20 protein-coding genes and 1 tRNA gene are annotated in these 24,621 nt (G+C 62.5%); 14 read left to right on the forward strand and 7 right to left on the reverse strand.

The window, feature by feature from the left end; genetic code table 11:
- Positions 1-14: 14 nt before the first annotated feature.
- Positions 15-1,031: a helix-turn-helix domain-containing protein gene (locus ACWCOO_RS05560; protein WP_446831958.1), complete on the reverse strand. Its 1,017-nt coding sequence runs from the start codon at positions 1,029-1,031 to the stop codon at positions 15-17.
- 267 nt (positions 1,032-1,298) lie between these two features.
- On the opposite strand from ACWCOO_RS05560, the gene ACWCOO_RS05565 reads away from it, so the two are divergent.
- Together ACWCOO_RS05565 and ACWCOO_RS05570 are read left to right on the forward strand one after the other, a co-directional pair.
- Entirely contained in the window at positions 1,299-2,339 is a 1,041-nt protein-coding gene (locus ACWCOO_RS05565) for a CBASS cGAMP-activated phospholipase (protein ID WP_446831959.1), read from the forward strand.
- A complete protein-coding gene (locus tag ACWCOO_RS05570) occupies positions 2,336-3,250 on the forward strand; it encodes a nucleotidyltransferase domain-containing protein (protein ID WP_446831960.1) in 915 nt (304 codons plus the stop codon). The genes ACWCOO_RS05565 and ACWCOO_RS05570 overlap by 4 nt, the downstream gene beginning before the upstream one ends.
- A 41-nt stretch (positions 3,251-3,291) precedes the next feature.
- Here ACWCOO_RS05570 and ACWCOO_RS05575 read toward each other — a convergent pair whose 3' ends face one another.
- Entirely contained in the window at positions 3,292-4,308 is a 1,017-nt protein-coding gene (locus tag ACWCOO_RS05575) for a helix-turn-helix domain-containing protein (RefSeq protein WP_446830049.1), read from the reverse strand.
- A gap of 176 nt (positions 4,309-4,484) precedes the next feature.
- Between ACWCOO_RS05575 and ACWCOO_RS05580 the strand changes: the two genes are divergently transcribed.
- The gene (locus ACWCOO_RS05580; protein WP_446831961.1) at positions 4,485-4,760 is read left to right on the forward strand and encodes a hypothetical protein; all 276 of its coding nucleotides are present in this window, start codon (positions 4,485-4,487) and stop codon (positions 4,758-4,760) included.
- Positions 4,757-5,491, forward strand: a complete 735-nt coding sequence (locus tag ACWCOO_RS05585; protein WP_446831962.1) for a hypothetical protein — start codon at positions 4,757-4,759, stop codon at positions 5,489-5,491. The genes ACWCOO_RS05580 and ACWCOO_RS05585 overlap by 4 nt, the downstream gene beginning before the upstream one ends.
- A 124-nt stretch (positions 5,492-5,615) precedes the next feature.
- On the opposite strand, the gene ACWCOO_RS05590 is transcribed toward ACWCOO_RS05585, so the two are convergent.
- On the reverse strand, positions 5,616-6,317 hold the full coding sequence (locus tag ACWCOO_RS05590) for a S24 family peptidase (RefSeq protein ID WP_446830017.1): 702 nt from the start codon (positions 6,315-6,317) through the stop codon (positions 5,616-5,618).
- 463 nt (positions 6,318-6,780) lie between these two features.
- On the opposite strand from ACWCOO_RS05590, the gene ACWCOO_RS05595 reads away from it, so the two are divergent.
- The 3 genes from ACWCOO_RS05595 to ACWCOO_RS05605 all read left to right on the forward strand — a co-directional run bounded on the left by ACWCOO_RS05595 (position 6,781) and on the right by ACWCOO_RS05605 (position 9,510).
- Positions 6,781-7,137 carry an SANT/Myb-like DNA-binding domain-containing protein gene (locus ACWCOO_RS05595; RefSeq protein ID WP_446830018.1) on the forward strand — a complete coding sequence of 119 codons (357 nt, stop codon included), beginning with the start codon at positions 6,781-6,783 and terminating at the stop codon, positions 7,135-7,137.
- Positions 7,138-7,594: 457 nt separating this feature from the next.
- Positions 7,595-9,274, forward strand: a complete 1,680-nt coding sequence (locus ACWCOO_RS05600; protein WP_446830019.1) for a hypothetical protein — start codon at positions 7,595-7,597, stop codon at positions 9,272-9,274.
- Positions 9,271-9,510 carry a hypothetical protein gene (locus ACWCOO_RS05605; protein WP_446830020.1) on the forward strand — a complete coding sequence of 80 codons (240 nt, stop codon included), beginning with the start codon at positions 9,271-9,273 and terminating at the stop codon, positions 9,508-9,510. The genes ACWCOO_RS05600 and ACWCOO_RS05605 overlap by 4 nt, the downstream gene beginning before the upstream one ends.
- A gap of 3 nt (positions 9,511-9,513) precedes the next feature.
- Here ACWCOO_RS05605 and ACWCOO_RS05610 read toward each other — a convergent pair whose 3' ends face one another.
- From ACWCOO_RS05610 to ACWCOO_RS05620, 3 genes are all read right to left on the reverse strand, one after another.
- A complete protein-coding gene (locus ACWCOO_RS05610) occupies positions 9,514-10,467 on the reverse strand; it encodes a tyrosine-type recombinase/integrase (protein WP_446830021.1) in 954 nt (317 codons plus the stop codon).
- Between the two features lie 202 nt (positions 10,468-10,669).
- The gene (locus tag ACWCOO_RS05615; protein ID WP_446830022.1) at positions 10,670-10,822 is read right to left on the reverse strand and encodes a hypothetical protein; all 153 of its coding nucleotides are present in this window, start codon (positions 10,820-10,822) and stop codon (positions 10,670-10,672) included.
- A gap of 178 nt (positions 10,823-11,000) precedes the next feature.
- A complete protein-coding gene (locus ACWCOO_RS05620) occupies positions 11,001-13,346 on the reverse strand; it encodes a M3 family metallopeptidase (protein ID WP_446830023.1) in 2,346 nt (781 codons plus the stop codon).
- Positions 13,347-13,436: 90 nt separating this feature from the next.
- On the opposite strand from ACWCOO_RS05620, the gene ACWCOO_RS05625 reads away from it, so the two are divergent.
- The 7 genes from ACWCOO_RS05625 (at position 13,437) to ACWCOO_RS05655 (ending at position 23,729) form a co-directional block, all read left to right on the forward strand.
- On the forward strand, positions 13,437-13,664 hold the full coding sequence (locus ACWCOO_RS05625) for a DCC1-like thiol-disulfide oxidoreductase family protein (protein ID WP_446830024.1): 228 nt from the start codon (positions 13,437-13,439) through the stop codon (positions 13,662-13,664).
- 60 nt (positions 13,665-13,724) lie between these two features.
- Positions 13,725-14,639 (forward strand): NUDIX hydrolase, encoded by a 915-nt coding sequence (locus tag ACWCOO_RS05630; RefSeq protein WP_446830025.1) that lies wholly within the window; start codon positions 13,725-13,727, stop codon positions 14,637-14,639.
- A 65-nt stretch (positions 14,640-14,704) separates the two neighbouring features.
- Positions 14,705-14,780 (forward strand) — tRNA-Val (locus tag ACWCOO_RS05635).
- Between the two features lie 33 nt (positions 14,781-14,813).
- On the forward strand, positions 14,814-18,968 hold the full coding sequence (locus ACWCOO_RS05640) for a DEAD/DEAH box helicase (protein ID WP_446830026.1): 4,155 nt from the start codon (positions 14,814-14,816) through the stop codon (positions 18,966-18,968).
- Between the two features lie 35 nt (positions 18,969-19,003).
- Positions 19,004-20,578 (forward strand): FAD-binding oxidoreductase, encoded by a 1,575-nt coding sequence (locus ACWCOO_RS05645; RefSeq protein ID WP_446830027.1) that lies wholly within the window; start codon positions 19,004-19,006, stop codon positions 20,576-20,578.
- Positions 20,579-21,135: 557 nt separating this feature from the next.
- Positions 21,136-22,851 carry a hypothetical protein gene (locus tag ACWCOO_RS05650; protein WP_446830028.1) on the forward strand — a complete coding sequence of 572 codons (1,716 nt, stop codon included), beginning with the start codon at positions 21,136-21,138 and terminating at the stop codon, positions 22,849-22,851.
- 44 nt (positions 22,852-22,895) lie between these two features.
- Positions 22,896-23,729 (forward strand): DUF1838 family protein, encoded by an 834-nt coding sequence (locus ACWCOO_RS05655; protein WP_446830029.1) that lies wholly within the window; start codon positions 22,896-22,898, stop codon positions 23,727-23,729.
- A 33-nt stretch (positions 23,730-23,762) separates the two neighbouring features.
- Here the strand turns inward: ACWCOO_RS05655 and ACWCOO_RS05660 are convergent, their stop codons facing one another.
- Positions 23,763-24,620, reverse strand: a complete 858-nt coding sequence (locus ACWCOO_RS05660) for a DUF1838 family protein (protein ID WP_446830030.1) — start codon at positions 24,618-24,620, stop codon at positions 23,763-23,765.
- Position 24,621: the final 1 nt, after the last annotated feature.

Consider the following 24,621-nt stretch of genomic DNA (forward strand, 5'->3'; position numbering starts at 1 on the left):
TCGCCTGTACCGGTTCACGACATATGGGACTGAGCGTGTTCGGCCGTCCTGTATTTTCGAAGGTATTGCATTGGTGTGAGCAAGTCCAGGGCGTAGTGAGGTCGGACATGGTTGTAGAAGTGCTGGTATTGTGCCAAGGCGGGTGCGGCGTCCTTGACGGTGAGTTGTCCGCTGTAGAGGTTCCAGAACTCGGTTTTTGAGCTGTCGTTGGCGCGTTCGACGACGCCGTTGAGCTGGGGGCTTTTGGGTGGCAGTACGGCGAGGGGGATTTGGAGCGTCTGGCAGGCGTCTTCGAACTCGGCGCGGAACTCGGCGCCGCCATCGACTTGCAGGGATTGCAGCGGACAGGGCAGTTCGGTTCGGACTGCTTGCAAGAAGCGCCGGGCGTTGTTGGCGGTAGCCCGGGAATACACGCGCACGACCAGTTGTTTGCTGACCGGGCAGACGGCCTTGAACTCTTTGAGCGTATCGCCGTCGCGCGACACACTCATGTGATCGATCTGCACCCACTCGCCGGGCTGAGCGGCCTTCACGCCGGGACGCCAGCGCTGGGCGTGTCCGTTGGCGAAGTTGCGCCTTCGCTTGGCCGTCACCCGCCCGCGGCAGAACGCGCACGGCGTGATCCGGCGCAGGCATACGCCCTTGACGAGGATCCGTCCAATGGTCGATTCCGACAGGAGGATTCCTTCGCGATCCAGCATCACCTTAAGGCGCCGCTTGCCCATGAACGGATAGTGCTTGCGCATCCGCCATACGGCCCATTCCTGGGCCCGCGTCCAGCGCGCGGGATGGGTGCGTCTCGGGCGGCGGCTTTTGGCTGCCAGCCCCTTCACGCCTTGAGAACGGTAGCGCGCCTGCCAGCGGTAATAGGTGGATCGGGACCAGCCGACCGCGCGCAGAGCCGCGGCCTCGCCGCACCCCTCTGCGCGTAACTCCCGATAGGTCTCGATCTTGCGTAAGCGCTCAAATGCATCGCCCGGCGTGGTATCGTCCATGCGCACACGTTTCATCCCCAGGGACTTGATTTGCATGGTTCGGCTCCTTTTTGTTTGTTCGAAAAACAAAGGCTAACCGAACCCGCGCCCCGGCGAGCGCCGGGGCGCACCTCTTTTCCTTGCGTCGCTACGCTCCCTGCGGAAAAGAGCTGCGCCGTTCCCGCCCCATCAGAGCAGAAACCACCCCGCCATCACTTCGGCACCAGTCCCACATGTGTCTGAACCCGGACATGACATTCGGTGTCAACCGCCTTGGCAGGCAATTGAGTGCCGGCTGGGGAGGCGCGGAAAAGCGCTCCGACTATGACTGATGAGACTGAAGCAGCACTGGCCGAACGCCGTATCCTGTCCATAGACGGGGGCGGAATCCTCGGTACGTTCCCAGCCGCCTTTCTGGCAGGTCTTGAGGGGCACTTGAAAGGCCAGCCGATAGGGTCGTACTTTGACCTGATAGCGGGCACTTCCACTGGCGGCATCATCGCCATTGGGCTGGCAATGGGTCTGCGCGCCTCGGACCTTCTCGAACTCTACGAAAAGCGCGGCCCCTGCATTTTCGGGCAGGGGCGCGGACAGGCCACAGACTTTATCATGGACAAGCTGCGATTCGGTCGCCAGCTCGTCATGAACAAACACGATTCCGGGCCTCTGAGACGTGCTCTGGAGGAAACACTCGGCGACAAGCGGATTGGCAATGCGAACACCCGCCTCCTAATCCCTGCGTGGAACCCAGTGGCGCGGTCTGTATACATCTACAAAACTGCGCATCATGACCGTCTTCGTAACGACTACAAGTCCCTTGCTGTAGATGCGGCTCTGGCCACAGCCGCAGCGCCAACCTACTTCCCGCGGCACATCACGCAAAACGCAGTCGGGCTGACGGACGGCGGAACGTGGGCGAACAACCCCACGGCCTTGGCTGTTGTTGAGGCGATCACGATGCTGGGATGGTCCGGCGAATCCCTTCGCGTCCTCAGTCTCGGGAGTCTGGAGGAGACTTACAAAATCAGGAAGTGGGCCGGCATCGGACCGCTCGGTTCCAAAGTCATCAAGCTGTTTATGGACGGTCAGTCGCACAGCGCGATGGGAATCGCAAAGCTGCTCACCGGGCACGAGCATGAACGGGCGGCCATTTATCGCATCAACCACACAGTCCCCCATGGCGCATACAAAATGGATGACACGCGTGTCGTTCAGGAACTCAAGGGGCTGGGATATCACTTCGCACGCGATCGGAAACCGGTTCTCGATCCCGTGTTCTTCAGCCAGCCGGCAGAGGCATTCGTGCCCGCTCATGAGTTGGATCAGGAACCGGAGAAGGCATCATCTGAGAGGTGTTCCGCATGACTATGGATGTCAGAAAGTATTGTGAGTTTTTGGAACAGGTCGCGCGCGAGATTGATATTCCGCCAGGCAAATATCGGGACGCCGTGGACAGGTATGAGGCAGTGGGGCGTTGGCTTGAAGACGCGGAGTATCCCGATTGCCGCGTCGAGCCCAGCATATACGTGCAGGGATCGTTTCGGCTGGGAACTGTAACGCGCCCCCTCCGAGGCGGGATCGAAGCGAGCTACGATATTGACCTAGTCTGTGAGTTGGCAATCCAAAAGAAACGGACAACACCAGGGTCCGTCAAAGCGATGGTCGGTGACCGTCTCCAGGGGCACGGGACGTACCGACAGCTTCTTGATGCTGAGGGCCGCCGGTGCTGGACACTGGAGTACGCCGAGCAGGATGGCGTGGGCTTCCATCTGGATGTCCTGCCTGCTGTCCCGGATGCGCTAGGGTTTCCGGACACTGCGATCGCGATAACCAATAAGGCGGACAACTGCTACTCTTGGTCAGCCAGCAATCCCCGAGGCTACGGGGATTGGTTTGACAGCAAGAACGCAACCGCCTTCCAGCGCGTTGCCTTCGAACAGAAGCAAAGTATGCAGCGCCGGGAATCGCTGGTTTTTGACAGCATCGAAGAGGTTCCCGACCAGCTAGTCCGCACGCCGCTTCAATGTTCGATTCAGCTTATGAAGCGGCATCGTGATCTGCGCTTCGATCACTATGACCGCATCGACTACGCGCCGATCTCGATTATCGTCACTACGCTTGCAGCGCACCTTTACCGCAACGAGCCGGATGTTTACTCGGCCCTGGCAGGAATTGTCGGCCGGCTGAATGCGCATGCGGCTCTCATTGAGGGCGGGGCCGTCGACCCAACAGTGGCGGCGATAGGGCTCATCCAGCGTCGCGCAGACGGCACGTAGTATATCGGGAATCCTGTTAACCCGGAAGAGAATGTACCGGTTCACGACATATGGGACTGAGCGTGTTCGGCTGTCCTGTATTTTCGAAGGTATTGCATTGGTGTGAGCAAGTCCAGGGCGTAGTGAGGTCGGACATGGTTGTAGAAGTGCTGGTATTGTGCCAAGGCGGGTGCGGCGTCCTTGACGGTGAGTTGTCCGCTGTAGAGGTTCCAGAACTCGGTTTTTGAGCTGTCGTTGGCGCGTTCGACGACGCCGTTGAGCTGGGGGCTTTTGGGTGGCAGTACGGCGAGGGGGATTTGGAGCGTCTGGCAGGCGTCTTCGAACTCGGCGCGGAACTCGGCGCCGCCATCGACTTGCAGGGATTGCAGCGGACAGGGCAGTTCGTTTCGGACTGCTTGCAAGAAGCGCCGGGCGTTGTTGGCGGTAGCCCGGGAATACACGCGCACGACCAGTTGTTTGCTGACCGGGCAGACGGCCTTGAACTCTTTGAGCGTATCGCCGTCGCGCGACACACTCATGTGATCGATCTGCACCCACTCGCCGGGCTGAGCGGCCTTCACGCCGGGACGCCAGCGCTGGGCGTGTCCGTTGGCGAAGTTGCGCCTTCGCTTGGCCGTCACCCGCCCGCGGCAGAACGCGCACGGCGTGATCCGGCGCAGGCATACGCCCTTGACGAGGATCCGTCCAATGGTCGATTCCGACAGGAGGATTCCTTCGCGATCCAGCATCACCTTAAGGCGCCGCTTGCCCATGAACGGATAGTGCTTGCGCATCCGCCATACGGCCCATTCCTGGGCCCGCGTCCAGCGCGCGGGATGGGTGCGTCTCGGGCGGCGGCTTTTGGCTGCCAGCCCCTTCACGCCTTGAGAACGGTAGCGCGCCTGCCAGCGGTAATAGGTGGATCGGGACCAGCCGACCGCGCGCAGAGCCGCGGCCTCGCCGCACCCCTCTGCGCGTAACTCCCGATAGGTCTCGATCTTGCGTAAGCGCTCAAATGCATCGCCCGGCGTGGTATCGTCCATGCGCACACGTTTCATCCCCAGGGACTTGATTTGCATGGTTCGGCTCCTTTTTGTTTGTTCGAAAAACAAAGGCTAACCGAACCCGCGCCCCGGCGAGCGCCGGGGCGCACCTCTTTTCCTTGCGTCGCTACGCTCCCTGCGGAAAAGAGCTGCGCCGTTCCCGCCCCATCAGAGCAGAAACCACCCCTCCATCACTTCGGCACCAGTCCCACATGTGTCTGAACCCGGACAAGAACTTCGCCGACCGCTGGCACGAGGATAATCACGCACGCGCACACGCTTTCTTTGCCTGGGCGGATGCTCTTCAGAAAGACCTTCTCAACATCCTAGCCGAGACGAATCCGCGTCTGATCAAGGAAGGCCTAGGCCGCGCATTGGGTACGGCGGCGGCAGCCAAGCACTTCAATGTTCTTGGTCTGGCGAAGCCGGTGGAAACACCGCCGCACATTCACATCACCAGCCCTCCCAAGCCGTGGAAAGGGGATTGACTGAGAACATTCAAAATCAAATCGGTGAGCTTACGGCGATCCATAGGGGGCTAAGCAAGGCAGCCGGGCGGAACGGTGAAACAGCACTATCGGGCGCGTTGCCGTTCGCAGCGTCTGCTGATGGACTGGAAACTATCACGGACTCCTTTGATGTAGAGCTGGCGATTCCCAACGACTTACCCGACACGCTGCCGTGCGTTAGGGAAACGGGTGGCCGCATCGGAACCGATTACGAACATCGAAATCCGGACGGAACGCTTTGTCTGGCTGTCCCTGTCGCGCAGCGCTGCGTCTTCCTCGAGGAGCCATCGCTACTCGGGTTCGTCAACCGGCTAGTGATCCCATACCTTTATGACTTCTGCTTCTTCGAGAAATATGGTCATCATCCCTTCGGCGAAGCCGCGCACGGCGATGAAGGGATATTGAGTCACTACCTGGATGCGCTAGATCTAGACGGCGATCTCGACGCACTCAGGGTGATCTGTTTTCTCTTTGAACACGGTTATCGTGGTCATCACGACTGCCCATGCGGGAGCGGACGAAGAGTGAGAGCGTGCCACGGGCCGGCGTTATTGACGCTACACAAAGCCCACAATGAACAGTCCCTCCGCACGGATTTCATGGCCATCTTGAAAGCGTGCGTCGCCAATTCTGAGAACGGTCGACTTTCTCTTCCCACGCCGTTGCATCGTCAAATACGACGTCTTCTGAAGAAGTTCCGAGACTATTGATACATGCAGAAGCTGTAGCTCACTTGGGTTTGTTGCGGGTTAGTTTGGCAACCCACAAATCCAAGGCTGGCGAGCAAAAGGCAGAGTAGCTTTGCCGCGTGGCAACGCGTGCGCACGGACTTTTTCACACCTTCCTAACCGTCCACAACACCTTGCCCACGATGTGCGCCTCATCAGCCAGACAGGTGTAGTCCGCGTAGTCGGGGTTGGCCGACTTCAGCCGCAGCCGGGGCCGACCGTCCGGGTCGCGCAAGGGCTCCACGCGCTTGACCACAAGCCCGCCGCCGTCCCACAGCACGAATAACTCTCCGGTGGCGGGCACACGGCGGGACGTATCCACCAGGAGCCGGTCACCCTCGGACAACTCAGGCTCCATCGACTCGCCGCGAACGCGCAGCGCCCGGACGGCGCCGGGGACCGCGCCGCCCTCGTAGCGGATCATTCCCTCGGGCAGGAACCAACGGGCCTTCTCCTCGACGAACTCCTGCGCGAGAGCGCCGGGACCGGCCGAAACCTCGACCTCCACCTCCGAGATCGCGGCGAGGGGCACAGGAGATTGCTTCGTCACTGACGGTGTGGGTCGCTCCTTCGCCTTCGGTTTGCCCCGCGGCGGCCGCTCGGCGTGGCGCAGCGCTGCGACATCGCATTCAAGCACCCCGGCGAGCTTCTCCGAATCCACGTGGGACAGCACCTTGGGGCTGCCGCGCTCCAGGAACCCGTGCATGTAGCTGACGTTGCGGCCGATGGCGAGCGAGACCTGGCGCATGGTGAGGCCGCGCTCCCAGAGCAGGTCCTGGATCTTCCGTCGTACCGGGTCGTTGTTCATCGCAGCCCCTCGCAGGCATGACGCAAAGCATAGCGTAATCGCTACAAGACGCTATTGTCAACGACACTACGCGTTCGTAATGTGGCCCGCCATGGACGCACTCTCCACACGCCTCGGCCATGCGATACGGGCCCACCTCGACCGCACCGGGACCTCCCCGGCGCGGCTCGGGGCCGACGCGCTGGGCGATCCGTCCTTCGTGCTGCGGCTCAACCGCGGCGGAGCGCCAGGACGGCAAGCGCCGGACGTAACAACCGGGGAAAATCGGACGCTGAAAGGCGCTGATATGGCCGCGCCAGCGGACACCGCCGCACACCCTAAAAAAAGGGGGGGAGCTGCTGCCCGGCCCGCTGGACCTGGCGCATTCGCCGCCGATGGCACCGGCGAAATTCCGCCGGCGGTGTGGTGCCGGAGCGGGGGCCATCCTGTGCACACGCAATTGTGACAATGCGAGAATCGCGCCATGAGAGGCCCGCCCTGGACGCCTGCCGAGGATGACGCCGTGCGCGCTGCCGCGGGCTGGCGTGAATGGCGGTCGGTCGCGGAGTGCCTAGGCCGGACTCATGCGGCGGTCCGCAAGCGGGCGGAGCGCCTGGGCGTCACAACGGCCCGCGCTCCGCGCCCGCCGGAACCGAAAGCCGCCCGGCTGTGCCGGCGCTGTGGCGAGCCGGCGAAGCCGCCGCGGTTGCACTATTGCTCGGACTATTGCGCGGCGCTGGCGCAAGGGCATTGCCCCGCCTGCGGGCGCAAGCTGGCCGGCGGCGAATGCCCCGACACCTTTTGCCGGTCGCGGGCCGATCCGGCCCTGCCTGGCGGATAGGTCCGCTGCCGAAGGTGCGGGAAATTCCCGCAATTCCGGGCGGATTCCCGGATGCTGGACCCTTCGGAGGTGTCGAAACTCCCGCCTACGGGCGATAGAGCGGCCTATTCTCCGGGCCGCTGCCGTCCTGGACGTCCAGTAACCGATTGCACGTCCTGGGGCCTTGCTCGCGCCTACGGGCGATTTTGCCGCCTGTGACAGCCCGCATGGGCGGTGAATTTCCGAGGTCCTGGACGCTGTGGCGAAAATTCCATCAGGTATATTCGGGCTTGCCGCTTATTTCGCGGGCGAAACCCATGCCGGGTTTTCCCGCCAAATAGAACAGCCCGGCATACAAGCAGCGGTTAGCTCCCGCCGCTTGGAGTGAATAGGTGGGGTTTCCTTCCCTGCGAAGTAAGCTGCAATGGCCCGGCACCTTGCGGGCCGCAGATACACGCCATGCTTGGAGGGGATCGAAATGAAAAAGAAGTTTGCCTGGATTGCTATTCCTCTAGTTGCGGTACTGTGCATCGGTACTTACGTTTTCTTGTCGGACAGACCGCAAAAACCTGATACTCTCGCCGAATCCGAATCAGCGCCGGACGCTTCCGGCAGCTTTCCTGACTCCCAATCGCCAATCGTCGCGGAAAACATGACCGGCGTTGCAACGGGCGCGCCGAATGAGCGGCCTCCCGAAAGGAAAACCAACACCATAGGCGACCTAACGAACTTCACTTTGACTCACGGCGACATTGGTTACGTTGATGTCAATTCGATCATGCAAGGCCGCGATCCGTACAGCATCGTGGACCTGTTGCAGTCCCATCACGAACTGACCGGCGCGGACGATTCGCTTGAAATCGCGATCGAAAGCATCTCGGAGAATGAAATCTGGGGCCAGGAAGTGTTCTTCCGCCAACTCATCGACGGGCAGCCCACAAACGAAGTTGGAAAATTATTCTTCTCACCGGACGGCACTGTTACCCGTGTTTATTCCGACCTGCTCAACACCGAATCACTCAACACGAGCGATATCGTGATCCTTGCGCCGGAAGCCGAAGCGATGGCGGCGAATGTAGCGGCCCGTTACGCCGAAAATATTGAGGTTCATCTTGATTGGAGCGACGTGCCTTTAACCTTCACGACGCATTCTGCCGAAATGCGTTACGAACTGGATTCCGATTCGAACCTTGTGCGGCTTTGGCACGTAGAAGTGACCATTGACGGTCCAGTCATGGATGGGGTTCGAGTATCCGTTTCTCCTGAGACCGGCGAAGTGGTCCGAGTGGATAGCGCGTTGGTTTACTTCCAAGCCACTGCCGACCATTCGATCCATGTAGTCGATGCTGACAGGCCGGCCCCTGGTAAATCAGGTGCCCGGACAGTCGTATGGAAGGACGGCGAATGCATGATTAAATCGTTGTGCAATGACCCGAAGTACACCGCTCCACTGGAAACCGTCAGAGACGTCATAGCCGACGTTCAATCAGTCAGCAAGCGGTATATCACAAACCCAATTACCATTATGGTGAATTACCCGAAAAAACTCCTGAACGCTGAAGGAGCTTGGGACGAAAGCAGCGGCACGATATATATACGCGTCGACGTTACCGACCTTGAGGGGATAGCCGCGCATGAGGCCTATCATGCAGCGTCGCAGTCTCAGGACGGACCGGTGGAGCACGGCTTGGTGTACGCCATGACGGCTTTAAGGGGCTGGGACAGTTGGCACAATAAAGGCACTTCTGTCACAAGGACACGTCGCACTTATACAAGTGACGGACCGCATACTACCAACATGATGTATCGGGTTGCCCAGGAACTCGGCGACTATGACGCGGCGTTTCAGTTCGTCTTGGAGGTTGACAAGCTAGGCCCCTCTAGCATTTACGGGCTTGTAACAGCAATGAAATCGGTATCCATCGACCTTAAGATTCCGATTTCCGTTCATAAAGTCTTGCTGGCGGTGGGTGAAATCGACCAGGCCACCTACGAGAACATGCTATTGGACTCGATCTCGCCGTATGGCATTGGTAGCCCGGACTGGGTGGACTACATGCGCCAACAGTTCGAAGACCAGGGATGGGACGAAGCCGAAGCGTGGGAACGGGTAATCCGATGGATTGAACGTTTCCTACGCAATAAGGGGTCCGGTTGAATAACGGCCTTGTCTTTGGCGAGGGTCGCGGTCGCGTTTCCGGGCGCGTCGCGCGCCATGCGGAGCGGATCGCCCGCACGCATGGCGCGCACTTCCGCTGCCGTTCTATTCCTGGCGAGGGCTGGCGTTACTGGTTCACGCACCCGGACGGCGGGCGGGCGGCCAACCGCATGACGGAGCAGGCCATCCGTTCGGGCCTGGCGGCGGAGGGCCTGGACATTCGCCGCCTGGCGTAGCGGCTAGAGATATTTCGCGACCGCGCCGCGTTCGGCGGTAGCGCCGGCGCTGTAGTGGGCGACCATCCGGGCGGTTTTCCAGCCGCCCGCCAGCATCGTTTCGGTGGTGGACGCGCCGCGGCGTGTGAGTTCGGAGGCGAGGCCGATCCGGGCGGAGTGGGCCGTGATCCGCCCGGCGATCCCGGCGGCCTTCGCCAGCGCCTTTACGCGGTTGGCGATCTGATCCGGGCCGATGCCGAGCAAGGGCGATTCGCTGCCCTGGGCGTCGGCGGCCAGTTCGAGCAAGGCTGCGGCTGCGCTGTTCTTCACAAGGCGCATATCGGCGGCGCTGCCGTCCGGGTTCGTCTTGGAGCGCCGCACGGCCACAACGGCGCAGCCTGGGGCGTCCTGGGCAGTCTGCACGTCCGCCGCGGTGACGGCGGCGGCTTCGGAGCGGCGCATCCCGGCGTAGAACAGCAAGCCGAGCATGGCCGCGTCCCGGCGGCTTCGGGTTTCCTGGCGGGCGGGGCTTTCGGTTCCGCGTCCATACGGGGCGGCCTGGCGGGCCGCGTTCAGCATTGCGCCGACATCTTCGAGCGTGAGGGCGGCGGACTGGCCGCGCCCGCGGTCCTGGCGCTGGCGGCGGATGCGTTCGAGCGCGGCCTGGGTCTGCGGGCCTTTCGAGTTCGGCTGCCCATTGACGCGGGCGCGGTAGGCGATGGCGGCGGCGGCCTGGGCGATGCTGGCCGGCGCTTTGCCGGCGGCTTCGAGGGCGCGGAGGTAGGCGGCGAGTTCGCCATCCGCCGCGGCCTGGGCGGGTTCCTGGCCGCGCCAGGTATCGAACCGTGCGGCCCATGCGGCGTACGCCTTGATCGTGTTGGCGGCCCGCGATCCCGCGAGGTCCTGGCGGTATTCGGCGCTGGCCGTCGCGGGTGCGGTTTCCTGGGCGGTTGTGAGGGCGGTTGCTAGCGGTGTCATGGCGGGTTCCCGTGGATCGTTTAGATTTCGTATAGCTGGAATTATAGGGAATTATAATAGGGCCTTTCAAGGGGCATCATTGGCACTGTTGGCAACAAATAGAAATGTCCGGGTTGCTGTTGGCCCTTTTTGCCGGCTGGTGGCGAAGGATGAGACGGACTTACTGATTGCAGGAGACACGGCGGACGCGATTTGAAGAGGCCTATGGCGGGTAATACAGGTGCCCGTTGGACAGCTTCGACAGGCGCGCGAAGCGCGCGTTGCCGAACACCTCCCACTCGCGGCGCAGCAAACAACGCTTGGCCGCCCCGGACATCTGGCCCAGGTCCGCGTCCACCTCCGCCAGAAGACGCACGGCATAAGGCGCTGAAGGCGCGTGCGGATTTCAGCTAACGCCATGTAAGCCAAGCAGGAGATAGTGGTACTTCAACGAGTATCAGCCGTTGGTTTTACTTCTTGCGGGCGGCGGGTACCGCACCAAGTGGCGCCGACCCGACGAGGGCCCGCGCCCGGTCGGGCAGCGTCAATAGGCTCTAGTTCAATCCCCGCCTTTCTAGAAAAGGCTCCACGTTCGGGTCCCTTCCGGCAAACTCCCTGAACAGACTCAACGCTTCGGCGCTGCCGCCCTTGGACAACAGCGCGTCCCTGAAGCGCTGGCCGTTCTCGCGCGTCATGCCGCCGTTCTCCCTGAACCACTCCACGGTGTCGGCATCCAGCACTTCGCTCCAGATATAGGAATAGTAGCCTGCCGAATATCCCCCCATGATGTGGGAGAAGTAGGTCAGACGGTATCGAGGGGGCACGGTGCTCAGGTCGGCGCCAGCCGAGGCCAACGCGCTGGCTTCGAACGGCATCAAATCCTCCGCGGAAGGCACTTGGTCGGCAGTGAGTTGGTGCAGCGCCTGGTCGGTGATAGATGCGGCCAAGTATTCCGTGGTCGCATAACCCTGGTTGAATTGTTCCGCCGCTAGTACACGGTCGAGCAGGTCCTGCGGGATCGGCTCGCCGGTCTCGTGGTGGCGCGCGTAGTTTGCCAGAACTTCGGGCCATGTGGCCCACATTTCGTAGACCTGGGAGGGATACTCAACAAAATCGCGCGGAACTCTGGTACCGGCGAATGACGGATAGTTCACGTTCGAGAAAATTCCGTGCAGCGCATGCCCGAATTCATGGAAGGCGGTGATGACTTCGTCGAACGTCAGCAACGTTGGTTCGCCCTCGGGGGGCTCGGGGACATTGAGGTGGTTCGCCACAATCGGGCGCGTGCCTTGCAGGTGCGATTGGCTGACGTAGGCATTCATCCATGCGCCGCCGCGTTTGGACTTGCGCGCGTACGGATCGAATATGAACAGGCCCAACGTGGAACCGTCGTAATCGAAAACTTCAAATACCCGTACGTCTTCCTGGTACACCGGCAGGTCGAAGCGTTCCTCGAATGTGATGCCGAATATCCGGTTGGCCGCAAAGAAGGCTCCGTTCTCCAGCACACTGTTCAATTCCAAAAAAGGCTTGAGTTGCGACGCATCGAAATCAAACCGCTCGCTCCTGACCTTCTCGGCATAGAAGTCCCAATCCCAGGCGGCCAACTCGAAGTTGCCGCCTTCCGCATCGATCATGGCCTGCAGATCGCCCGCCTCGCGCTCCGCGTTGGCAACGGCCGCTGGAGTAAGCGAAGCCAGTCGTTCGTTGACCGCCGCGACGGTCTTCGCGGTCTGATTGTCGAGCATGTAATCCGCATGGGTTTTGTAGCCGAGCAGCGCCGCCCGCTGCGCGCGCAGCGCGGCGAGGCGACTGACGATTTCACGATTGTCGAATTCGCCGCCGCGGTTGCCGCGGCTCATAGAGGCTGCCAGCATGCGCTCACGCAGGTCGCGGTTCTCAAGAGCAGACATAAACGGCTGTTGGGTGGTATTGACCATGGGGATCACGAACTTTCCGGGCAACTCGCGGGCATTTGCCTCATCAGCCGCACCCTCGATCTGCGCCTCGGTCAATCCGGCAAGTTCCTCGCGCGTATCGACAACGGTGTACATCTCGTTCACTTCGCTCAGCACATTTTGGCTAAAGCGCGTCCTCAGTTCAGCGATCTCCTGGTTGATGGTGCGGAGGGTTTCCTGCTGCTCTTCGGACAACTCCGCTCCGGCACGAACGAAGTCGCGATGCGTTTCTTCCACCAAGCGAAGCGATTCCGAATCGAGACCCAATGTCACTCGATTGTCGTAGAGCGTCTTGATTCGCGCGAACAAGGCACCGTCCAGCAGTATCCGATCGCGGTGCGAAGCGAGTTGCGGTGCGATCTCCGCCTCAATCCGGTTCATATCATCATTTGTATGGGCCGAGATCAGGCCGAAGAATACCCTCGATACCCGCTGCAGGATCTGGCCTGACAGTTCCAGCGGCACCAGCGTATTCTCGACCGAAGGCTCCTCGCCCTGGTTGACGATCATGGCGACTTCGGCAAGCTGTTCCGCCATGCCGGCCTCAAAAGCGGGAAGGTAGTGGCTATCTTGAACACGGTCGAAGGGCGGGTAGCGCAGATAGAGCGGACTTTCGACGAGGAACGGGTTTTCAGCGGACGTGGTTTCCGAATGATCTCCAGCTTCAGTCACGTGATTGGTGGCGGTTGAGTCAGGAGTCGAGCCGGCTCCAGACACTACCGCGGGATCGTTTGCCTTTCGCTCTGCGCAGGCCGTCAGCAGCAAGGCGGCAACAGCCAGCACGACCGTACGGTTGCATTGCTCATTCATGCTATTCTCAACTCCAAAGATTGATCGGTGACGGTAGTCTAACAATCCTGAGCGCGAGCTGTGCTGCCCAGCCTTGCCCAACGAGAGCGCGCGTCGTGTCTTTACGCACACCCGTCCAGCCGCCGTGGCCATCGGGGTGCGCCGGCGGCCCGAGCCGAAAGGCTAGCCGGGCTTCTTGCGCGCGGACGCTGCGCATCAGGTGACCAAGACGGCGTCGAGTGGGTGTATTGCGACAAGGAGTTTGTTCGTGAGCGTCTGCACGTTGTCGGCGAGGATGGCGCTCTGCATGTGGGGGCGGAGGCCTTTGCTGAATTATGGAGCAAGAATCCAAGTCAGAGAGCGCTCTCCAGACTGGTTCGTACGCCGGGCGTTGGTCAGCTCGCGAGGTGGCTGTATAACGGATTCGCGAAGCTGCTTTACTGGTGGAACCGCAGGAATCAGCGTTGGTAACGTTATCCGCGGCGACAGTTGCCCAGCACTCCCAGCGCCAGCCGGCCCTACAATGCCCGCGTGACAGAACCGATAAGCGTGGAGCTCAGCGCGGTCGTGCTGACCGTGGCGGACGACGAACCCAAGGTCCTGGTCCTGACGGACGATGGCAAGGCGCGTTTGCCGGGCGACCGCTTGCGCAGCACGCGCGACCATACGCTGGAGTTTGCTGCACGCCGGCTGCTGCGGCGTCAAGTGGGCCTGGAACCTGCATGGCTGGAACAGCTTTATACGTTCGGCGACCGGCGGCGCAATTTCTGGCCGCGCAGCCGTGATCGCACGATAACCGTAGCCTATCTGGCGCTTGTGCGGCACGACCTCTGCGCAACGGACGCGGAATGGACGCGCTGCTACGACTTCTTTCCCTGGGAAGATCAGCGCGCGGACCCACTCCGATCCACGCAGGTTCGGCGCGCCTTGCAGGCCTGGAAGCGCAGGGCCCGCGCCGAAGCCACGCTGGCGGCGCGGGCCGAGCGCATCGACCGTTGCCTGGGCCTTGGCAAGACCGGTTGGAACCCCGATCTCGTTCTTGAGCGATACGAACTGATCTATGAAGCAGCGCTGGTGCCTGAAGCCTGGCGCGACCGGGGCGTTCGAGCGCCGGCTTCCCCCGTCCTGGACGGTACGGACATGTTGCTCGACCACAGGCGCATACTTGCCACGGCGCTGGGCCGTATGCGCGGGAAACTGCGCTACAGGCCGGTAGTGTTCGAACTGATGCCCGCGGAGTTCACCCTGTTCGAACTGCAACGAGTGATCGAATGCATCATAGGCCGCGGGCTGCACAAGCAGAATTTCCGACGCCTGGTAGCCAACCAGCAGTTGGTCGAAGACACCGGAGTGCGCAAGGAGGACACCGGCGGGCGCCCCGCGCGGCTGTACCGTTTTCGAACCGACGTGCTGGGCGAACGACGCGCCCCCGGCGTGCTTTCCTGAGGTTGCAGGCGGCAGCAAAGGACTGGCATGTCCGCGTTCGTGTATATTCACGCTCATACCACATCAGGCGCGTAGCTCAGGGGTTAGAGCACTTGCTTGACATGCAAGGGGTCGGTGGTTCAATTCCACTCGCGCCTACCAGACTTCCCAAGCGCCAACGACTTGCTCCGGCCCATGACCCATAACCCGGTGCTTGACAGTTTCCATGGCGTGATCCGCGACTGGTTCCGGTCGTCATTCGACAGCCCTACGCCGGTGCAGCAAGGCGCCTGGCCCGCCCTCGCCGCCGGGCGGCACGCTTTGCTTGCGGCGCCTACGGGATCGGGCAAGACGCTGGCCGGTTTCCTGGCGGTCATTGACGAACTCCTGCGCCGCGCCCAGGCGGGGCAACTGCCGAATTGCACACAAGTCGTTTACGTATCGCCACTGCGCGCGCTGTCCACCGATGTGCGGCGCAACCTGCGTCAGCCGCTGGAAGGGATTGACGCGAAACTCCAGGCGCTGGGTGAGGCTCCATCGGGGCTAAGCGCTGGTTTGAGAACCGGTGATACCACGCCCGCTGAGCGCCGCAAGCTGTTGAAGAACCCCCCGCATATCCTGGTTACCACGCCGGAGTCGCTATACCTGCTGCTTACCGCCGATGGCGGGCGGCGAATGCTTTCAGATGTGCGCACGGTGATTGTGGATGAACTGCATGCGATGGCCGGCAACAAGCGTGGAGCGCACCTTGCCCTGACTCTTGAGCGGCTGCAGATGCTGACCGGCAAACCGCTGCGGCGCATCGGCATGTCGGCCACGCAGCGACCGCTGGACCGCATGGCGCGCTTTCTGCTCGGCAATCGCCGCGAGGACTGCGCGATTGTGGATGCCGGCGCCGGCCGCGCGCGCGACTTGGCGCTGGAGCTTCCGGGGTCGCCGCTGCAGGCCGTCATGCCTCTGGACGTCTGGGCCGAAATCTACGATCGCGTGGCCGATCTCGCGGGTGCGCATGATTCGACCCTGGTGTTCGTCAATACCCGTCGGTTGTGTGAGCGCGCGGCGCGACATTTGAGCGAGCGTCTGGGAGAGGAAGCGGTGGCTTCTCACCACGGCAGCATGTCGAAGGAGCATCGCTCCGCAGCCGAACAGCGCCTCAAGAGCGGCCGGTTGAAGGTCCTGGTCGCCACGGCTTCGCTGGAGCTGGGCATCGATATCGGTTCCGTGGACCTCGTATGCCAACTGGGTTCGCCGCGGGCCATTTCGGTATTCCTGCAGCGAGTCGGCCGGTCCGGACATGCTGTGAATCAGACACCCAAAGGCCGGCTGTTTCCGCTGACCCGCGGCGAGTTGGTCGAAAATCTCGCGCTGCTCAAGGCTGCAGCGCGCAACGAACTGGAGGAGATTCGCATTCCGCCGGGGGCGCTCGACGTGCTGGCGCAGCAGATCGTCGCGGAAGTCGCCTGCGGCGAACGGGATCTACTCGGATTGCACCAGGCTTTTGCCCAGGCATGGCCCTATCGCCAGATCGAGCGCAAACAGTTTCTGGAGTTGGCGCAGATGCTCGCCGAGGGCTATGCGACGCGGCGCGGCCGATCAGGGGCCTATCTCCACTATGACAGCGTCGGCGGGCAACTGCGCCCGCGCCGGGCCGCCCGGATTACTGCGCTGACCAACGGCGGTACGATTCCCGATCAATTCGATTACGACGTTTTACTGGCGCCGTCCGAAACACGCATCGGCACGCTCAACGAGGATTTCGCGTTCGAAAGCTTGCCGGGCGACATTTTCCAGTTGGGTAATGCCTCCTACCGCGTGCTGCGGGTAGCCTCGGGAAAGGTATATGCCGAAGACGCGCAGGGCGCTCCGCCGACCATTCCATTCTGGTTCGGCGATGCCCCCGGTCGAAGCCGCGAGTTGTCGCAGCGCCTGGCCGAATTGCTCGACGGCGTCGACTCCCGGCTCGCCGGCGAGGAGGATGCGAGCACCTGGCTTGCCTCGATTCCCGGTGCTTGCGCAGAAGCTGCGCGTCAGGCCGTGGAGTACCTTGCCGCCGGCCGCGCCACTCTCGGCGCACTGCCGGGTGCGGGGCGCTTTGTGGTGGAGCGCTTCCTCGACGAACTGGGCGATATGCATGTAGTGATTCATTCGCCTTTGGGAGCGCGCCTGAACCGTGCCTGGGGCCTGGCGCTGCGCAAGCGTATCTGCCGGAAATTCAACATCGAACCGCAGGCGGCGGCACTGGACGACAGCATTGTGATTTCGCTCGGTCCGGGTCATAGTTTTCCACTCGCGGACATTGCTGGCTGGCTCAAATCCGCATCGGCACGCGATGTGCTGACGCAGGCGGTCCTCGATTCCCCGATGTTTCCCACCCGCTGGCGGTGGACGGTCACGACCGCGCTGGCGGTGCTTCGCAACCGCAACGGCGAGCGCCGGCCGGCGCAATTCCAGCGCAGCGATTCGGAAGACCTGATGGTGGCGCTGTTTCCCGATGTCGTGGCCTGCGCCGAGAATCTCACCGGCAACCGGGCCATCCCTGAGCATCCTCTGGTCAGACAAACGCTGGACGACTGCCTTGATGAATTCATGGACGCCGATGGGTTGCAGGAACTTCTGGCAAAACTCGAGACTGGCGAAGTCTCGTTGGTTTTCGCCGAGCCGGCCTCCGCTTCGGTGCTGGCGCAGGAAGTCATAACGGCAAAGCCTTATGCCTTTCTGGACGATGCCCCGGCCGAGGAACGGCGAACGCAGGCCATTCGCACGCGTCATCTCATGGATGCGGAGGACGCGGCCAGGCTTGCGCGGCCCGACCCACAGGCTGTCGCCGACGTGTGCGCACAGGCTTGGCCCCAGCCGCGCAATGCCGACGAATTGCATGACGCGCTCAATGTGGCCGGCTTCATGACCGAGTCGGAACTGAGCGAGCATGCGGATCTGTTGGACGACTTGACCGGCCAGGGCCGCGCCCTTGCAACGACGACGCCCGGTGGGCGCAGAAACTGGGCTTGTATCGAACGCAGCGCTGAATTGCGCGCGGCCCGTATGCCGAATTCGGACGCAGGAACCGTGGCGGTCCGCGAATTGTTTCGCAGCCGGCTGGAAGTGCTGGGTCCGGTAACCGCGGCGGAACTGGCCGCTCCGCTTGAATTGGAGCCGGTCGCGGCCGTTACGGCGCTGGTGGCGCTGGAAAGCGAGGGATTCGTCGTCAGAGGGAGGTTCCGTTCCACTGCGGCGAGGGCGGGTGGCGCCGAGGAGGAATGGTGCGAACGCGGCTTGCTGGCACGCATTCACCGGCGCACGATCAAGTCCTTGCGCGAGCAGGTGCGACCGGTAAGCGCCGCGGAATTCACCTCGTTCCTGTTTCACTGGCAGGGTCTGGCCGACAGCGAGGCCCGCGGTCCGGAATCGCTGCGCTTGGCACTGGAGCGGCTGGAAGGCAGTTCCGCCGCTGCAGCGGCATGGGAAAGCAGTGTCTTGCCGGCACGAATCGAGGACTTCTCACCGCAAATGCTGGAGCAGGTGCTGGCCTCGGGAGAGTGGCTCTGGAAGCGGGTTGAGCCGGCACCAGGCGGTGGCCGCAGACGAATGGCGGCCAATACGCCCATCTGCTTGATTCGACGCGAATTTCGGGAACTCTGGCCGGTGTCGCCGGGACGCCTGGAGGGTCTTTCCTTCGGCGCGCGGACCGTATACGAGACTTTGCGAAAGCAAGGCGCCGACTTTTTCCTGAGCCTTGTGCGCAACACCGGCATGCTGCGCACTCAGGTGGAGATGGCGCTGGGCGAACTGGCGGCGTCGGGCCTGGTGACTTCGGACAGCTTTGCCGGTCTCCGGGCGCTCATTACCCGCGCTGACAAGCGTCCCCGCTTTGGAGGATTGCGAGCCCGCATAAGCGGTGTGCAGGCCGGGGGGCGCTGGTCTGCACTGCCGGAACCGCCGGCGGAAGAGATCGACGAGGAAGAGCGGATACGGTATCTGGCCGAGATAATGATTCGCCGCTACGGGGTGGTCTTCAGGGCGCTTCTGGTGCGCGAGACTGGATTGCCTCCCTGGCGGGCCTGGCTAAGAACGTACCGGCGCATGGAAGCGCGCGGCGAGTTGCGTGGCGGGCGTTTTGTCAGTGGTTTCAGCGGCGAGCAGTTCGCTTCGCCCGAGGCGGTGGACATGCTGCGCAAGCTGCGCCGCCGCGGCCGTTTTGTTTCACGCCTGGAGATTGCAAGCAGCGACCCCATGAACCTCACAGGGGTGCTTTCAACGCGCCGAGTGCCGGCCCATCCCCTGCGCCGGGTCTGTTATGAGAACGGCGAACCGCGCTTGGAGGCCGCAGGCGGCCTTTCCAAAAGGGCCTGATCGCATAGAATCGGCCCGGCAATCTGGAGGGAAACATGAGCCAGAAGATTCTTCAGGAACTGTCCAGCCTTCTGGGCGCCGAACATGTGGTGACGGATGATGCAGAGCGCCGTTATTTCACCATGGACGTTTACAACGCGCGGGAAATGCCGCTGGCGGTAATCCGCCCTGGCACGGTTGAGGAATTGCAGGAAGCGGCGCGCATCGCCCTGCGCAACAATGTTGCCCTGGTGCCGCGCGGCGGTGGGGCGTCCTATACCGATGGCTATCTGCCGACCACGGAACGCTCGCTGCTCGTGGATACGTCCCGGCTGAACCGCATCGTGGAGATCAACGCCACGGACATGTACGTCACTGTAGAGCCGGCGGTCACCTGGGAACGCTTGAATGCAGCGCTGGCCAAGGAAAAGCTGCGCACACCTTTCTGGGGGCCGTTTTCGGGTCTCAAGGCCACCGTGGGCGGTTCCACGTCGCAGAACTCGGCGAGCATGGGCAGCGGCAACTATGGGCTGTCCGCGGAGTCGGTGCTGTCGTTCGATATGGTCTTGGGCAGCGGCGAACTGCTGCGCACGGGCTCGGCTTCCATCAGCACTTCCACGCCGTTCTTCCGCTGGTACGGGCCCGACCTGACCGGCCTATTCACCGGCGATACCGGTGCTATGGGCATCAAGGCGCGCATCACGCTGCGGCTGATCCAGCGCCCGCCGCGCACCGGCACGGCTTCCTTCGGTTTCGATTCCTTCGACGGCATGGCGGCAGGCATGGCCGCGGTGGCGCGGCTGGGCGTGGTTGCGGACAACTATGGCCTGGACCCCAAGCTGCAGCAGGGGCAGCTCACCAAGACCGATGCCGGCGACAAGGCGCGGGCGGTTTTGAATGTGGCTCGCGATTCCTCCAATCCGGTGGAGGCCGTAAGCCGGCTAACTCGCATGGCGCTGGCCGGCCAGCGCTTCTTTTCCGGCTTCAGCCATTCCGCACACTATGTGGTGGAGGGGCATAGCGCTTCGGAGGTGAAATCCAAGCTCAGGCTGGTGCGTGAAACGATGCGCCCGCATGGCACGGAAATCGCCAACACCGTGCCGACCGTGCTGCGCGCGATGCCGTTCATTCCGATGTATTCGGTACTGGGCGTGCAAGGCGAGCGCTGGGTTCCGCTGCACGGGATCATGCCGTTTTCGCGGGTGGCGGAGTTTCGGCGCCGGCTGGTGAAGATGTATGAGGACAATGCGGCCCGTATGAAGGAGCTTCGCGTGGACAAGGGCGCGATGTTCATGACGATCAACTCCAATGCGTTCCTTTACGAGCCGGTGTTCTACTGGGAGGACAGCCAAACGGTCTTCCACAAGCGCTTCATGCCTGAGGACTACCTCAAGACGCTGCCCGAACATGACGAGAATCCGGAGGGCAGGGCGCTGGTGAAGGAGCTTCGCGGGAAAATTCTGGATATCTTCTGGGAGGTGGGCGCCATTCACCTGCAGGTGGGTAAGACTTATCCTTACTTGCGTGGGAGGCAGCCGGAGGCGGAGCGGTTGCTGCGGGTGTTCAAGGGTAGCGTGGATCCTTCCAATCTGATGAATCCTGGGGCGTTGGGGCTGGGCGTCGACAACTGATGCTTGGATATACCAGACCCTCGCGTCTTTCGCGCCATACCGTTCGCGGAGGCGCCGTCCCTGGCTCGGTTTCGCCATCGATGGCTCCGTTGCTCCGCGTAACGCGGGCTGAGGGGAGTTCGGGTTTCTTCGGACCCTCGCCTCATTCGCGCCATACCGTTCACGGAGGCGCCGTCCCTGGCTCGGTTTCGCCATCGATGGCTCCATTGCTCCGCGTAACGCGGGCTGAGGGGAGTTCGGGTTTCTTCGGACCCTCGCCTCATTCGCGCCATACCGTTCGCGGAGGCGCCGTCCCTGGCTCGGTTCCGCCATCCATGGCTCCAACGCTCCGCGCAACGCGGGCTGAGGGGAGTTCGGGTTTCTCCGGACCCTCGCCTCATTCGCGCCATACCGTTCGCGGAGGCGCCATCCCTGGCTCGGTTCCGCCATCCATGGCTCCAACGCTCCGCGCACGGTATGGCGCGAATGAGGCTGGAGTAGGTGGGCGTGGGCCAACGTTTTGCTCTATGCGGAAACGTCCGGGGGTTGTTTTGGGGGCGTTGCTGGTTGGATTGGGGTTGTTTTGGGGGCAGGAGGGTGTGCGCGCGGAGGGAACTGAGCGGGTTGTGGGGGTGCTGTTCGTGATTCATGGGGGCGCCCAGGATTGGACGGAGCGTGGGGCGTTCGATACCGCGGCGCAGCTTTTTTCCTATGATCGCAACAGTCCGGTCTATCAGAGGTTTCTCTGGGATCCGCGGATCTGGCCGCGCTTCATGCAGTTCGGGAACGGGCCCAAGGAAGCACTGAAGTACGGCTTTGAATACGAGCGGATTGGCGGGCCTAGTCCTTTCTACGGCATCACTTATTCGCAATTACGGGGGCTGGAGCAGGCGCTTCAGGCGCAGTCGAAGGAGCTCGGTGTGCGTTTCGTGGTGGATCTGGCGTCGTGGATGGCGGCTGATCCGAAGCACCATCCATGGCCGCGGCTCGTCTATGGCCCGGGCAGTCCCGAGGGCCAGCCGCTCACCTACTGCGGCCCGGCCGATGATCCGTGGCCGGATTGCGATCCGCAGCGGCACAATGTGGATGGGCCGATACCGCGACTTTTGGCGCAGGGAGTAACGGAAATCCTGGCTATCGACATGACTGTGGGCGGCGCGCGCTTTTCCAAGACGCACGACGTAGTCAGTACCTTGCGGATGCGGCTGGCCGCCGAGGCAGAGAAGGGGGGCGTTCCAGTGCCGTTGCGCTGGCTGAACGATCCGGCGGACCTGATGCGGGATTCCTATCCGGCGGAGCCGGCCGGCTGGACGCGCTCGCTGGGACCGCCGGCTGTCGACCGCAGCGTGAGTCTTGAGGAAAGCCCGAATCCGGTCGTTGCCTCGCCGCGCCTGGCTTTGCTGCATGCGGAAGGAATTGCGCATCGGTTCAACCCGGATGTCGCTGAGGCGGAAACCGGCATTGTGCTGCTGGGGCATGCCTTGCGGCGCTATGACGAGTACTTCGATCCGAAGATCGACGATACGCTGCTTCTGCACCGCATGATCGAGCGGGAACTGTTGCGGCTGTATCCGGAGCTCAAGGAACGACGCATCGTCGGCGCCTGGGCTGGCGACATGGTGGTGAACGAAGCGCTGGCCGAAACGCCCGGCGGGAGCTATGAGCGCAGCCGGGCGATGCGGGGCGAGAACCTGGGCTATGCGGCGCTCTACGAGCAGCCCGGGGTCCACCCGAAGGGCAAGTGGGGCCATCGCTACTGGGAAGCGCTGGATTACCTGCGTGCTGACGGCGTTCGGCACATCGTGGTGGCTTTCCCGCAGATCGTGGCCGAATCAGTGCTGAATATGGTCGAGGTTCCCAACCAGATCGGCAAGGAAGTCGGCTACCGGAGCTGGCTGTATTACAAAGAAGGGGATTACGATCGCTATCCGGAGGTCGGCCACCCGTTCGCTGACTATTGGGGCGTTTGGGTGGACACGGAATGCCGGGATGACGGCGAGCGATTCGACTGCTGCCTCGAAATGGGCGGTTGTGCAGACGGCCGTCCCTATCCACCAGCGCGGCAAACGCCTGCGGATCGCCGCCGCAACGATATGGATCCGTCGCTGGGCTACGACGTGCCTGCTTTCGGCCACCTCGGCTACGACCCGGCCTTGGGCGCACCCTCGGCGGAGCAGCCCGTGCAGGAGCAATACAGGGGAACTTGGGCCATGTGGAGGCCGCCCAACGACGACCCGCGCATGGGGGCGCTGATGGCGGACTTTGTCGCCGAGGCCGTGCGTAAACCGCGCTAGCGCGGGAGCTCCGGGGCTCGGCTCAAGCGCACTAACCGATTGCGATGCAGAATCCGATAGATCCAAGCCGCCGCCGCCTGCTGGCCGGAGCGGGCGGTCTGGCTATCCTTGGCGCGCCCTGGTCGTCGCTGGCGCAAACCGATCCGGAGTCACCCATCCGCTTGCAAACTCCGCGCGAGAATCTACTGGCGCTGATACGTATTCAGGCCAGCCTTCGCGAGGAGGATGTGCCCTGGTGGTATAGCGGCGTGATATATGGCGCCCAAGAGGGCCAGGCGCCGCGGCTGCTGTTCGGCTTTCAGGGCATGGAGATGTACTGGATGCGCCATCTTCCGGGTGGCGAATTCGAATTGATCGGGCACACGGTGTCGTTCCTTACCGATGCGCACAGCGGCGAATGGTTGCGCGAATGGCGCAACCCCTATACCGGCGGGTTGCTGCAAGTGCCTGCCGCGGTGCAGGGCGGCGGGGCCGGGCATGGATTCAACTATTCGGTGAAGGGGATACGGCCCACGCAGTTCGTGGATCGGATGCCGGAACAGCCGCCCGCTTACCGCATCCTGGCGGGCGGCGGACGGGTATGGCTCAGCAAGGAAACGGAATACCCGCCGGGCATGGCGCAACCGCGTCTGCAGCGCCAGACCATGGACGCTTCAGTGGCGGAATTTACCGACGCGGCGAATCCGCGGCTCAACACGAAGTTTGCCTCGACCGTGTTCATGCCCTGGCGCGCCTGGATGGAAATGGACAACCATCCTGGCCACATGATCTGGCATGCGGCCGGATTGAAGCTTGAGTCCGTGGAGGCGCTGCCGGCGACCTACAGCAGGCGCCTGGCCGCCGAACACCCGGACAAGCTCACGGCGCGACCGGAATAGCGGAAGGCGCGCCGGCGCCGTGTAAATCGGGCGTCAGCGCGCCCAGCCTTCGCCGAGTTCGCCGTTCTGCAGTGCGCGCACTTCCTCCATGCTCGCGGGAGGATTCAGCCACATGGGTTTTTCCGCTTCGGCCCAGGCCAGCAATACGGGCGGAAACTCGTCCTCGTCTTCCACGCGCCATGAGAGCAGGTGATAGATCGCTTTGCCTTTTCCGGCGAACGGCGGCAGCGCACCGTAGCGCTGCCAACTCAACTGGTGCGGCTCATCGACATTGCTGCCGTCGTGCAGAAAGAAGTCGTAATTCTCCCAGGCCTCGTAGCGGGTTCCTCCGGGCAAGGGAAAATCCAGGAACACGGAGGCGGTAACGGCCAGCGTGTTGTTGCCCATGCGGCGCACCCGCATGCCTTCTTCCGACTTGATGGTCTGCACTTGGTCGCCCACGCCCTGTTCGACATCTCCGTGGATCTTTCCATCCTTCATGCGGTAGGTGATGACCTGGTAGGGATAAGCGATAGGCTCTACCGGCTGGCCCTTATGCTCGGCAAGAATTTCGCCGCTGACGGGATCGGTATAGGCGAAGGTCTTGCGGGTCAGATGCACGGCAACGCCATCGGCATCTTCGGGCCAGATAACCGTGGAGGCATCGAAGCCGATCATGCCGAACAATTTCTCGCCGGACGGGTAGGCATAAACGCCGCCTTCCGCGATCCAGTACACCGGAGCGCCGGTGCCGGCCCGCGCATCGACCCAGATGCGTAGCTCGTCCGGAGCTCTATCTCTCGCCGTTTCGGTTACGCCCGTTTGCGGGGCGGATATCGCCGCGGCGGCGCATGCCAGCAGGCTGAGCAGCGCCAGGCTGCGGTGACGTGTTTTTTGGTGTCGTATATTCACA

The sequence above is a fragment of the Candidatus Foliamicus sp. genome, from assembly GCF_965221325.1.
In the GTDB taxonomy this organism is placed as follows: domain Bacteria; phylum Pseudomonadota; class Gammaproteobacteria; order Steroidobacterales; family Foliamicaceae; genus Foliamicus.